The sequence below is a fragment of the Leptolyngbya sp. Heron Island J genome (genome assembly GCF_000482245.1).
GTDB lineage: Bacteria > Cyanobacteriota > Cyanobacteriia > Phormidesmidales > Phormidesmidaceae > Leptothoe.
In genome coordinates, this window is the sequence record NZ_AWNH01000060.1 from 87300 (window position 1) to 99505 (window position 12206).

The 12206-nt window shown below is 47.0% G+C and carries 12 protein-coding genes; 9 read left to right on the plus strand and 3 right to left on the minus strand.

The features are described from left to right. Nucleotides 1-62: 62 nt before the first annotated feature. The 8 genes from prfB to N836_RS56670 all read left to right on the plus strand — a co-directional run bounded on the left by prfB (nt 63) and on the right by N836_RS56670 (nt 7505). Nucleotides 63-1188 (plus strand): peptide chain release factor 2 gene (gene prfB / locus N836_RS56635; RefSeq protein ID WP_152532186.1). Its coding sequence is split into 2 segments (ribosomal slippage): nt 63-137 and nt 139-1188, totalling 1125 coding nucleotides; the frame shifts between segments, so codons are not numbered across the junction. A 123-nt stretch (nt 1189-1311) separates the two neighbouring features. Continuing rightward, nucleotides 1312-1488 carry a DUF3285 domain-containing protein gene (locus N836_RS56640; protein WP_071789070.1) on the plus strand — a complete coding sequence of 59 codons (177 nt, stop codon included), beginning with the start codon at nt 1312-1314 and terminating at the stop codon, nt 1486-1488. Beyond that, the gene (ybeY, locus tag N836_RS56645; RefSeq protein ID WP_023073737.1) at nt 1485-2009 is read left to right on the plus strand and encodes an rRNA maturation RNase YbeY; all 525 of its coding nucleotides are present in this window, start codon (nt 1485-1487) and stop codon (nt 2007-2009) included. Before N836_RS56640 ends, ybeY begins: the two co-directional genes overlap by 4 nt. Nucleotides 2010-2271: 262 nt before the next feature. Beyond that, nucleotides 2272-2715, plus strand: coding sequence for a diacylglycerol kinase family protein (locus tag N836_RS56650; protein ID WP_023073738.1), 444 nt, complete (start codon nt 2272-2274; stop codon nt 2713-2715). Between the two features lie 28 nt (nt 2716-2743). After that, nucleotides 2744-3355 (plus strand): anthranilate synthase component II, encoded by a 612-nt coding sequence (locus N836_RS56655; RefSeq protein ID WP_023073739.1) that lies wholly within the window; start codon nt 2744-2746, stop codon nt 3353-3355. A 122-nt stretch (nt 3356-3477) separates the two neighbouring features. Further along, entirely contained in the window at nt 3478-4242 is a 765-nt protein-coding gene (locus tag N836_RS56660; RefSeq protein ID WP_327058711.1) for an MBL fold metallo-hydrolase, read from the plus strand. 17 nt (nt 4243-4259) lie between these two features. After that, on the plus strand, nt 4260-5603 hold the full coding sequence (locus N836_RS56665) for an aminopeptidase P N-terminal domain-containing protein (RefSeq protein ID WP_023073741.1): 1344 nt from the start codon (nt 4260-4262) through the stop codon (nt 5601-5603). 315 nt (nt 5604-5918) lie between these two features. Continuing rightward, on the plus strand, nt 5919-7505 hold the full coding sequence (locus N836_RS56670) for an N-acetylmuramoyl-L-alanine amidase (protein ID WP_235071116.1): 1587 nt from the start codon (nt 5919-5921) through the stop codon (nt 7503-7505). A gap of 49 nt (nt 7506-7554) precedes the next feature. Here N836_RS56670 and N836_RS56675 read toward each other — a convergent pair whose 3' ends face one another. The 3 genes from N836_RS56675 to N836_RS56685 all read right to left on the minus strand — a co-directional run bounded on the left by N836_RS56675 (nt 7555) and on the right by N836_RS56685 (nt 11054). Continuing rightward, a complete protein-coding gene (locus N836_RS56675; RefSeq protein WP_023073744.1) occupies nt 7555-8619 on the minus strand; it encodes an LOG family protein in 1065 nt (354 codons plus the stop codon). A 400-nt stretch (nt 8620-9019) separates the two neighbouring features. After that, entirely contained in the window at nt 9020-9340 is a 321-nt protein-coding gene (gene trxA / locus N836_RS56680; RefSeq protein ID WP_006515803.1) for a thioredoxin, read from the minus strand. Nucleotides 9341-9890: 550 nt separating this feature from the next. Further along, nucleotides 9891-11054: a GuaB3 family IMP dehydrogenase-related protein gene (locus N836_RS56685; RefSeq protein ID WP_023073745.1), complete on the minus strand. Its 1164-nt coding sequence runs from the start codon at nt 11052-11054 to the stop codon at nt 9891-9893. A 397-nt stretch (nt 11055-11451) separates the two neighbouring features. Here N836_RS56685 and N836_RS56690 point away from each other — a divergent pair, with 397 nt between their 5' ends. Next, nucleotides 11452-12156 carry a potassium channel family protein gene (locus N836_RS56690; RefSeq protein WP_023073746.1) on the plus strand — a complete coding sequence of 235 codons (705 nt, stop codon included), beginning with the start codon at nt 11452-11454 and terminating at the stop codon, nt 12154-12156. Nucleotides 12157-12206 lie beyond the last annotated feature (50 nt).

Below are 12206 nucleotides of genomic sequence, written 5' to 3' on the forward strand. Positions count from 1 at the left end.
TTATAGAATTAATAGACGGTTACCCACTGCACCGGCATCTATTGCCTAATGCCCATCATCACATGCTAGATCTGTCCGACCTCAAACGCGAAAGCGACCTACTCACTAATCGCCTGGGCAAAGCTCAGGAGTATCTTTGACCTACCTGCCATTCAAGCAAAAATCGATGACCTGGAGCAGGTGGCCGCCCAACCAGACTTTTGGGATAATCAGCAGCAAGCGCAGAAGACGCTACAAACTCTAAACGAATATAAGTCATATCTTGAACAGCTCAGTACCTGGAATACTCAGCTTGGAGATATTCAGACTATCGCAGAGCTGCTGGAACTTGAATCAGACCCAGCCCTCTTAACTGAAGCGCAGGAAACAGCTCAGAATCTGGCTAAAGCGCTCGATCAATGGGAGCTGCAGCAGTTGCTATCTGGTCCCTACGATAAAAATAGCGCTGTTGTCACTATTAATGCTGGAGCTGGAGGAACGGATGCTCAAGACTGGGCGGAAATGTTGCTGCGGATGTATACCCGTTGGTGTGAGCAGCATGGCTACAGTATCAAACTCGTTGAGGAATCTAAAGGGGATGAAGCAGGTCTGAAATCAGCCACTTTGGAAATTGATGGGCGCTACGCCTATGGCTATTTGAAGGCGGAAAAGGGAACTCATCGGTTGGTGCGCATCTCTCCGTTTAACGCTAATGGCAAGCGGCAAACGAGTTTTGCAGGGGTTGAGGTTATGCCGGTATTAGATGACAATATCGAGCTGGATATCCCGGATAAAGACTTGGAAATAAAGACTTCACGTTCAGGTGGAGCGGGTGGTCAGAATGTGAATAAGGTTGAAACGGCGGTGCGGATTACTCACCTACCGACGGGGCTGTCGGTACGGTGTACCCAGGAGCGATCGCAACTACAAAACCGCGAAAAAGCTATGGCTCTGCTCAACGCGAAATTGCTAGTCATTGCCCAGGAGCAGCAGGCCCAGGCAGTTGCTGATATTCGAGGTGACATGGTAGAAGCTGCCTGGGGCAATCAAATTCGTAACTATGTCTTTCACCCTTATCAAATGGTCAAAGACTTGCGCACGAGTGTCGAAACTACGGCGGTTGACGATGTCATGAACGGTGACCTTGACCCATTTATTGAGGCACTGCTCCAACAAGAAAATCAAATTACCCAAGAATCAACTGTGTAGTCGGCCTCATGCTATTGAGACCTGATACATTACTTAATGTTGGCAGAAATTCTAGTTGTGCTGTTTTCAGCCGACATCGAAAGAAATTCTCTAGGCATCAAAACTGTTTATTATCAGATTCCCATGTCTCAGTCTCCTCCACCTTCTGTAGATGCACCGTCCAATGAGCCCACGCCTAGCTATGTCAAGTTAGCTATGCGTAACATGGTGAAAAAAGGCAGCAAATCCTTATTTCACTTCTTTTTGACGGCCATGGGCCTACTGGGTGTGCTGGTTGGTCTGGCCTACCTCACCCGGTGATCCCGTTGACTCAAAACCCTACACCTGAAGTAGAACTCTGGGTGGAGACCAGGGAAGATGTGGAACTAACCCACAAAGCAGAGCTGCCAACTGTGTCAACTTGGCAGACCTGGTTTAAGATTTGGCTGAGTGAGCTAAAACCAACCTCATCTCCAATTGGTCGCTATGAGGTTAACCTTTTGTTGACTGATGATGTCACCATTCGACAGTTGAATGCTACCTATCGTCATCAAGATAAGGCGACTGATGTTTTAGCCTTTGCCGCTCAAGAAACGGAAATACCCGGTGCTCAAACCATCTATCAAACCGCTCCCTTACCCCTGGGGGACGTGGTTATTTCTGTAGAAACTGCTCAGCGGCAGCGACACGATGCCCACTATTCCTTGACCCAAGAACTGGCATGGCTCGCAGCCCATGGCTTGCTGCATCTATTAGGATGGGACCATCCCGACGATATAGCCCTGAAAATCATGCTAGAGCAACAGCAGCAGCTTTTGCGACAGATCGACCTAACGTTTTAGCAGACTATATGTTAGTTATCGAATCTGGATAGGTAGTATACGATTACAGATTTTGATAAAGGTTAACATAGTCCGCAGAATGATAATTCTTTCGGGAACCTATTGAGCGGTTTCAGGTTTCGATTAATTAGGGCTGAAGATTATGGAAGCCCTCTTAATATGCTGCGCGGTCGCTTCAACACCCTGTGTTGGTTGCTGCCAACTAAATTAACCAGCTTCCTATTTTGTACTGATTGATATACATTACCTTCAAGGTTTGTGCATGTCTATTTCCTCTAACCTTCAAACTGTTCCTAAGAGTAAAAAGGAAAGCAAAACTGCCTGGCAGGTTGCCCCTAATTTATTCACGAGTTTTCGCTATGCATGGGCAGGTATTATTTATGCCGTTAGGACTCAGCGTAACTTTCGTATTCATTTAGCGATTGGGCTGGTGGCCTTATCTTTAGGGGTCACGTTGCACATCACTGCGGTTGAAGCGGCTGTAGTTACGATTACCATTAGTGCTGTATTGGTGATGGAATTGATGAATACAGCCTTAGAGTCTGTTGTCGATCTGACGGTTGGTCAGACTTATCACGAGCTGGCGAAGATTGCCAAGGATTGTGCGGCTGGAGCCGTTCTGATCTCTGCGATCGCAGCGCTATTGGTAGCTGGCTTTATTTATCTACCACCGTTAATCCTGCTGTTAAACACTGGGATCGCTTAAGCTATGCTCATTGAGCTTTGGGCGAGCAATGATTTTAGTCATTGATAACTACGACAGTTTTACGTATAACCTGGTGCAGTATTTGGGAGAACTGGGTCAATTACTGCCGGTTGCGGCTGATATTCAGGTTTTTCGTAATGATCAAATTACTTTGGAGCAGATTCGTGCTTTGGTACCCGATGGTATCTTGATTTCTCCTGGACCTGGTACACCGGATGATGCTGGTATTTCCCTGAAGATTATCCAGGAATTGGGACCGACTACGCCGATTCTGGGAGTCTGCTTAGGTCATCAAAGTATCGGTCAGGTGTTTGGTGGCAAGATAACGGCTGCTGCTGAACTGATGCATGGAAAGACATCGCTTGTAACCCATACTAATCAGGGAGTATTTGCAGGGCTTGAAAATCCACTGACGGCAACCCGATATCACAGTTTAGTGGTTGCTCGCGAGAGCTGCCCCGAGTGCTTAGAGATTACGGCTTGGGTGGATGATGGAACAATTATGGGGCTACGTCATCACCAATATCCTCATATCCAAGGTGTGCAGTTTCATCCTGAAAGTGTGTTGACTCAATCGGGTAAGCAGCTCTTGCAGAACTTTTTGAGTGCTATTCCCATGCGGACACCACTTACTGTTTAAGACTGTCTACAATTTTGAAATACTGCAGAAGCCAGAAAACTGTCTGTCTTGTTTAGCGAGTGTTCCAAGGCTGTGGCACTATAACAAGTCATGGACAGTTGATTGCAATGGGATGTGAGGACATGATGAAACGGCGGCAATTGCTTCGAAATGCCAGTGCAGCATTCGTCAGCACCCTGGGTCTGGGAATTGCATCTAATTGGCAAGCCTATCAGGCTCAAACAGGGACTTTAAGAATCACGTCACTGGGACATATGTGTTTCCAGTTTTCTGGCGGTGGCAAGACCATTTTGACTAACCCGTTCACTCCCGTAGGTTGTACTGAAGGGTATGCTGCTCCAAACTTGACGGGTGCAGATTTGGTTCTGATTAGTAGTCGACTGTTTGATGAAGGATTTATTCCTGACGGTGTGTCGGTTAATTATTTATTAGATGAACCGGGTGCCTATGAGGTTAATGGTTTGAGTGTTCAGGGGGTTGGTATGCCCCACGATCGAGAGGGTGGCAGACGATTTGGTACCAATACGGCTTGGCTATGGATGCAGGCTGGTATCAAAGTTGTTCATTTAGGTGGTGCGGCTGCCCCCATTGATTTAGAAGATCGGATTTTAATTGGTCGACCTGATGTACTACTGGTTCCAGTCGGGGGTGGACCCAAAGCTTACAATCCCGCTGAAGCAGTTGCGGCGATTGAGAGTTTGCAGCCTAAACTTGTAATTCCGACTCAGTATCGTACCAATGCTGCTGGTAGTAGCTGTGAATTGGAGGCGGTAGATGCATTTTTAGGCTTGATGGCAGGGACTCCTGTTGAGCGGGTCGGCAGTACGCTAACGGTTCAGAGTAGTGGTCTGCCAGCTAGCGGAATGCAGATTAAGGTTCTCTCCTAAATGGGGCAACGGCTCACATGTCAATATATCTGGAATATCAACAGCGACGACAGGCTGTAATGGCTGCTATTGGTCAAGGCACTGCTATTTTTGGCAGCGCACCGGCTGCAGTAATGCACAACGATGTGGATTATCCATTTCGGCAAAACAGCGACTTTTTCTATTTGACGGGGTTTAATGAGCCGGATGCGATCGCAATCCTAGCTCCCCACCATGAAGAACATCAGTTTGTACTGTTTGTACGTCCCAAAGACAAGGAAAAAGAAACCTGGTCCGGTTATCGCACAGGTGTCGAATTAGCTAAAGAACAATACGGTGCTCAAGAAGCTTATCCCATTGAGGAATTAGCCGAGAAGCTACCCCAATATGTCGAAAATGCTGACCGGCTCTACTATCACTTTGGTGACGATAATCGGTTGGACCAACATATCTTGACTCTTTGGCAGCGAATATTAGCCAAATATCCTAAACGCGGACGAGGCCCGGTCGCGATCGAAGATGGACGGTTGTTAATGCAGCAGTTTCGGCGGATTAAGAGTGCTGGCGAATTGAAGCAAATGCGTCAGGCGATCGCTATATCGGCTAAAGCTCATAACCATGCCATGGCTATTGCTCAGCCTGGTTGCTATGAATATGAAATCCAGGCAGAAATGGAACATATCTTTCGCCTGGAAGGAGCCCTGGGACCTGCTTATCCATCGATTGTGGCTTCTGGTGCAAATGCTTGCATTTTGCACTACGTCGAAAACAATCGCCAAATGCAAACAGAAGATCTCTTGCTGATCGATGCGGGCTGTGCTTATAGCTATTACAACGCTGATATTACCCGTACTTTTCCTGTGGGTGCAGGATTTACTCCTGAACAACGTATTCTCTATGAATTGGTACTAGAAGCTCAGCTTAAGGCCATTGAGGCTGTTCAACCTGGGCGTCCCTTTAATGATTTTCATGATGCAGCCACTCGTGTTATTACTGAGGGCTTGGTCGAGCTAGGACTGCTTAAAGGTAGTGTAGACACGCTCATCGAAGAGAAAAAACACAAGGCCTTTTTTATGCACGGTACCGGTCATTTTTTGGGGTTGGATGTGCATGACAGCGGTACGCTACGTAACTCTGATAAAACTTGGCAGCCCTTTGCTCCAGGCAATGTGGTGACTGTTGAGCCAGGTATTTATATTGCTCCAAACTATGAACCCGCCGAAGATCAGCCCGATGTAGATCAACGCTGGCGTGGCATTGGTATTCGGATCGAAGACGATGTGTTGGTTACCCAAACAGGCCACGAGGTACTGACAGCCGCTGTTCCCAAAAGCCTGGAGGCTATGGAGTCACGGGAAAGTGCCTTGTTGAGTATGTCTTGATTGCGTGGCGTCGCGTACTTGTTTTTTTGTACCAATTTAGTTTGATTAGGGTACTCTAACGACGGACTCAGCTCTGTGTTGCTGTGATTAAGACCGGCAACACTATGGGTAACAGATATACTCCAATGGTTCTTGTCTGAAACCATAAAACTCAGATGAATCAAGGAAGGGGGCATTTTATAAACCGCATAATTTTAAGATTCAATATCTCCAACATTGTGCAAATGCGGTTACTCTTGTTTTGCGATATCGATCCTAGGTTACCCTAGCCACTTGGTGACTTTGGGATCACTGCTGTTAAAAGGAACTGAAGCTGTGCGTTGGAATCCTTTACTGGCTGGTAAGTTTACTGTCCCCAGAATATCTAGCATGATGTCTGGTGTGATAGGCATTTTGGGTGCTGTTCTGATTGCTTTGCCGGCTGATGCAGCTACTCTTCAGTTTTGGCGTTTTGATCAGCAGCAAAACCGTCTGACCTTTACCACCGATACTCAGGTACGCCCGACGGCCCAACTGATTTTTAACCCAACTCGTTTAGTGATTGATTTGCCGGGTACTCAGGTAACGAGTTCAACTACCCGACAACGTCTCCAAGCAGGACTAGAGGAGGTGCGCGTTGGTCAACTGGATGAGCAAACAGCCCGAATTGTGATTGAGTTGGCTCCTGGATATACCCTAGATCCGCAGCAGGTCCAGGTTCGAGGAGAAACCAGTCGTCGTTGGTATGTACAACTACCTGAGCTAATAGCGGCGGATGGAGACCGCCCTAGTCCGTCAACATCGTCTTCTGATAGGGCTGCTACTCCACAACCCCAGCGGACGACTAACCAGGTGACAGCCGATAATGGTGCAACGCGTGAGCAGGATACTCAAGTGGAGAGTATCGTGGCAACGGCGGATGGCTTTTTTATTCGGGTATCAGGTCAAACGCCAGAGGTACGTCTGCGTCGTTCTCGTCGACGTGATCCACAGCGAACAATTACCCTAGAACTATCAGATAGTTCTATTGCCCCTGGATTAACATCAGCTTCATTGCCAGACAACCGTTATAGCGTCGAGAGTTGGGAGGTTTCCCAAAGTGATTCAACGGTGCTCATAACCATGAGGCTGGGAGACGATAGTCCCGACTGGCAGACGATTGGAACTGAAATTGGCAATAGTCTGCGAGGTGTTTCAGTCCTTCCCGACGGAGTGGCTATTCGGGATATCCCTGATAGTGGTGCCAATAGTATTCCAGTTCCAACTGAAACAGTTACTCGTCCTTCAGATCGCTCATCAAATCGAAGACCATTGCCTGAGAGGTCGACTCCCCCAGTTGAGACGCCTTCTCCTTCTGCGCTACCCCGAGTCCCCCAGGGACGTATTGTCGTTGCGCTTGATCCTGGTCATGGAGGGCGTGACCCGGGTGCTGTTGGTATCGGTGGTTTGCAAGAAAAGCAGGTGATTTTCCCGATTTCTCAACAGGTAGCTGCGATCCTTCGGGAGCAAGGTATAGAGGTAGTGATGACTCGTAACAGTGATATTGAGCTAGATCTTGATCCGCGTGTGCAGATTGCTGAGCGGGCTGATGCCGATCTCTTTGTCAGTATCCATGCCAATGCTATTAATCTTAGTCGGCCTGATGTGAATGGTTTAGAGACCTACTATTATTCCAGCGCCGGGGCTCGATTTGCTCGTAATGTGCATGATGTTGTGTTGCAGATAATGGGTATGCGCGATCGCCGTGTGCGGCAGGCTCGTTTCTATGTTCTGCGCCGGACATCAATGCCCGCTATCCTGATTGAGGTCGGGTTTGTTACAGGTGCAGAAGATATTCAGAATCTGCGCGATCCAGAATGGCGCAGTCGGATGGCAAATGCGATCGCACGTGGCATTCTAACCCACATCCAACGTGAACTTTAGCTCCTTGAAGCCATTCACCTGGTCTTAACCAATTCTCGTGGCTGATTGATTATTTATGCTCTGGATGTTCAGTCGCTTCACAGGGTTCACCAAGCGTATTAATTTTACGAATGAGCTGCTGTAAACGGCCAAAATCTCGGTGATTAAACTGAAATACAAGGCGCGGCAGGTCTACAGTTTCATCGCCATGCTCCTCTGGGAGCGCTTCCGTCATTTCAATTTTGCCAGCAGCTACGATATCACTAAATGTTTGATTTAACTCTTCTAATGCTCCGGAGCGCAGACATGAATTGAGGCGTAAAACTAATCGTTCATCCACATATCGAATGGAATGAAATACCCGATAGTAGTTTGTAATCTCAGTCCAGGCATCATCAATATTATCGGTAATAACATACAAGCTAGGGTCATCAGGGCTAATTAGACGATTTGCCAGCAGATGCTCTTGTATGTAGGTGTCCCAGCCTTGCCAATAATTACCGCCGGGATGATCAATCAATACAATTGGCATTGGCTCTGCCTTACCTGTTTGCACAAGCGTAAGTGACTCAAATGCCTCATCCTGAGTACCAAAACCTCCAGGAAACACTGCAAGCGCATCACACTCTCTCAAAAAAAACAACTTGCGTGTAAAAAAGTATTTGAATGTGAGTAGCTTCGGATCATTTTCCATAATTGGATTTGATCCTTGCTCAAAAGGTAGCCGAATGTTTAATCCAAACGAATGCTCAACGCCAGCTCCCTCATTGCCAGCTTCCATGATGCCTGGGCCAGCCCCTGTCATGATCATAAATCCCTGTTGGGCAGATCGCTGGGCAAATGTTTTAGCTAGCTGATAGTCAGGATGAGCTGCTGGAGTGCGAGCTGAACCAAAAATAGCAATTTTACGAGTATGACGATAGGGATAAAAGCCCTGGAACCCCAGTTCCATATCCTGCAAGGTATTGTTCAGAATCTTCCAATCCAGTCGATCAGCCTCCCGTCCAATCATTCTTACCAGGGTTTCTAAAATTTGTTGAATCACGGCCCCATGTTCCATAGAGGGCAACTGTGTGACAATTTCAGAAATCTTCTCTTGTAAGTGAGTTGGCAATTTTGTTGTGGAGGTGACCATAAAACACGAAGTTAGTGAAGATCCTTAATCGCTTCATCTCAGAGCGATGCTCCCCAATTGTATAGCAATGCTTTGAGGCAACAGGCCGATATTATCTGCTGTGACTGTTGCAACTTAACAATTAAAAATTTGATGGCTCAATGCTTTTATCTTAGGCCTGATGTAGTCCCAAAGAAGAGACTCCCCCAACGCTAGAGAGTGCTAGCAGTGTAGCAGGCTGTGTCCGTTTCGCACAGCATCTACCCTGAATGGCCAAATTATTCAAAAAATAATGGTTCCAACAGAGTTTGCCGGAACCGCTAAAAATTTCACCTGTTGATTTTTATAGTGACTATCCACAATTTGGCAGCCATTACAAGCTAACCCATCGTTTAGATGAGCGACAACCTGGCTTTAATGCCTACAGGTACTTCTCAAGGGTATTTGCCAGTGTCGTCTTGGGTACAGCGCCAACTACCATATCAACCCGTTGACCATCCTTGAAAATCATCAAAGTTGGAATACTACGAATGCCATACTGGCTGGCAACCTTAGGATTATCGTCCGTATTAACTTTAACAACCTTGACCTTGCCATCGTACTGTTCAGAAATCTCGTCCACTACGGGGGCAACCATCCGGCAAGGGCCACACCAAGGGGCCCAGAAGTCTACAAGCACCGGTAGCTCGCTTTTGAGAACTTCTTGTTCGAATGTCGAATCTGTGACTTGTGCGGCTGACATCCCTATATTCCTTGTCAACAAATATCAGATTCTTACCATAGCTGATTTTGGTCTGTGCCTCATATCAGCATTGGAAAAATCAACCTTAAGAATACCCCTTTATGGCCAATTCCACTGATGCTAAAAGTTGAATCGCTCATTTTTAGGAGCAACTTCAATCCTCTGAATAAGTTCTATTCAAATAGAAAAAAATACTTAGAGCTGCCCATATAGGAACCGCCTAAACCAAACAGGTTTAGGCGGAGTGTGGTGTGAGGAGTGAACGGAAACTTCCGTCTCCGCTTTCTGTCTCATTGTAGGTCAAGTCTCAGCTTTTGCCATCCCCTACACCTAAGGTATGACGAGGATTTTAAGTTTTGTTTTATTGCGATCGTAAAAAAATAAAAAAATTAGTGACGCAGATCATATTGAGGAGTGATGGCAACTATCATATTGACTAAATCGAACTGCAACATCACAGTTTTTTTGTAGATAATTTCTTGGTAGAAAATAACAAATAGTATTTAGAAGGTAAGATTTTCTCAAGAAAATCTTACCTTCTAAACATGAGCTATTTACCCATACCAAGCTGCTGAGCTTTTTGATACACTTTGCCTTCCGTCAGGAGCGAAGGTGCAATGACCACTTCTACCTGTTGCATGCCCTTGAGATCTTTGGCACCTAAGGTTCCCATACTTGTTTTCAAAGCGCCGAGTAGATTGTGGGTGCCATCATCAAGCTGAGCTGGACCTCGCAAAATTTGCTGAAGACTACCGGTCGTCCCTACTTGAATACGTGTACCACGGGGTAGCACAGGACTAGGAGTTGCCATTCCCCAGTGGAATCCCCGCCCAGGTGCTTCGGCTGCCCGAGCAAAGGGAGAGCCAATCATCACAGCATCGGCACCAGAGGCTATAGACTTGCAGATATCTCCCCCGGTTACCAAGCCGCCATCAGCAATAACGGGTACGTAGCGACCTGTTTCGTGCTGATAGTCATCTCGGGCGGCTGCGCAGTCAGAGACGGCGGTTGCTTGGGGAACGCCTACGCCCAATACTCCTCGCGATGTACAAGCAGCGCCGGGGCCAATCCCGACCAATACACCAGATGCGCCAGCCTTCATTAACTCAAGGGTGACTTCGTAGGTAACACAATTTCCCAAAATCACTGGCATGGGCATTTCTGTGCAGAAATTCGCCAGATCTAGAGGAGATATAGATTCTGGTGAGATGTGGTTTGTAGATACCACTGTCGCTTGAATAAAGACTAGGTCGGCTTGAGCTTCGGCGACGGTTTTGCCATATTTAGCAGCTCCCATCGGTGTGAGGCTAACCGCTGCGATACCACCCTGGGATTTAATCTCTCCAATACGTTGCTTAATCAGCTCTGGTTGAACCGGTTGAGCATAGATTTCTTGCATGAGTGGCACAAACTCTGATTTGCCGACAGAAGCAATCCGATCTAAGACTGGATTCGGGTTGTCGTAACGGGTTTGAATACCTTCCAGGTTGAGAACGCCGAGAGCACCGAGTTTTGCTAGTTCTACCGCCATCTGCACGTCAATTACGCCGTCCATAGCGCTGGCAATGATAGGGATTTCACGCTCTATATTGCCAAGGGTCCAACGGGTGTCAGCTAATTCGGGATCTAGGGTTTGAGGTCCAGGTACTAATGCGATCTCGTCAATGCCATAGGCACGCCTTGCTGTTTTGCCACGACCAAGTTGAATGTTCACTGATATCTCCTTCCCAAGATCATTAGGCTAGCCTAGCAAAGAAAGAAATCGATACTCAATTGTTTGTGGATAGGTCGCTTAGGAATTTGGTTGAGGACGTTTTTCCAGTCATGGAGTAAGTGCTGGTTAATGCTTGACTATGGCAAGGTCGGGCTATTTGTAGACTTACACTTTCGTAAAATAATAAAGAGCATACATGCTGGTAAATGCTCTAATAGACCAATGTTTAGTGGCTTAGTTAGTAACTGGATCAGGGTATGCTCAGGCCTAAGCAGATTGTCTGGTAGTGCGACATTACTCATGCTTTCTTATCTAGAACTCTAAGCTTGGTCAAAAATCCATAGAATTGCTTCATGGCTATGGTTTAGACTCCTTTCATGAATCATCGACAATCAACGTGAATTTATCGTCACTCAAGTTTTTTAGGAATCTTCGGGCTAACAACCGTCAGTTTGCGGTGATTGGTTTGGGGCGTTTTGGGCGAGCTGTGTGTCTGACGCTCCATGGTATGGGGTATGAGGTTTTGGGGATTGATGTGGATGAGAACCGGGTCGCGCAGGTGCTGACTGATCAAATTGCGGCTCACGCGGTGCAAATGGATTCTACGCAGCCTTCTGCCCTACAAGAGGCTGGTATCCCTGATTTTGATACGGTGATTATCGCTATTGGTAACTACATTCAAGAGAGCATTATTACCACTCTCAATGTTAAAGAAGCTGGTGTTGCGAATGTGGTGGCTAAGGCATCGACTGAAATTCACGGTAAGCTCCTGCGGCGAGTGGGAGCTGATCACGTTGTGTTTCCGGAGTTTGAAATGGGCTGTGAGTTAGCCCGTTCTCTGACGCGTCCGGGGGTGCTTGATCGATTTGAACTTGATCCCGACCACAGTATCGTCGAGGTGGTTGTGCCGCAGGAGTTTGATGGTAAGACCATTGTGGAACTAGATCTGCGTAATCACTATGGGCTGACTTTGATGGCTATTAGCAAAGAGAATGCTATGGACAAGTTTGAGATTAACCCTAGCCCAGTAACGCGATTGAGGGCTGGAACGCTGATGGTAGTTGTAGGCGCTAATAGGGGCATTGATAAGCTGCCAATGTGAGCGTTATCATGGCGACCTTCTGTCAACATATGTTTGAAGAGATTCGGTGA

Coding starts and splice junctions, on each gene's coding strand:
- N836_RS56660 (WP_327058711.1), top strand. CDS start 3,478: ATGATGAAACGGCGGCAATTGCTTCGAAATGCCAGTGCAGCATTCGTC.
- N836_RS56655 (WP_023073739.1), top strand. CDS start 2,744: ATGATTTTAGTCATTGATAACTACGACAGTTTTACGTATAACCTGGTG.
- N836_RS56665 (WP_023073741.1), top strand. CDS start 4,260: ATGTCAATATATCTGGAATATCAACAGCGACGACAGGCTGTAATGGCT.
- N836_RS56650 (WP_023073738.1), top strand. CDS start 2,272: ATGTCTATTTCCTCTAACCTTCAAACTGTTCCTAAGAGTAAAAAGGAA.
- trxA (WP_006515803.1), bottom strand. CDS start 9,340: ATGTCAGCCGCACAAGTCACAGATTCGACATTCGAACAAGAAGTTCTC.
- N836_RS56675 (WP_023073744.1), bottom strand. CDS start 8,619: ATGGTCACCTCCACAACAAAATTGCCAACTCACTTACAAGAGAAGATT.
- N836_RS56640 (WP_071789070.1), top strand. CDS start 1,312: ATGTCTCAGTCTCCTCCACCTTCTGTAGATGCACCGTCCAATGAGCCC.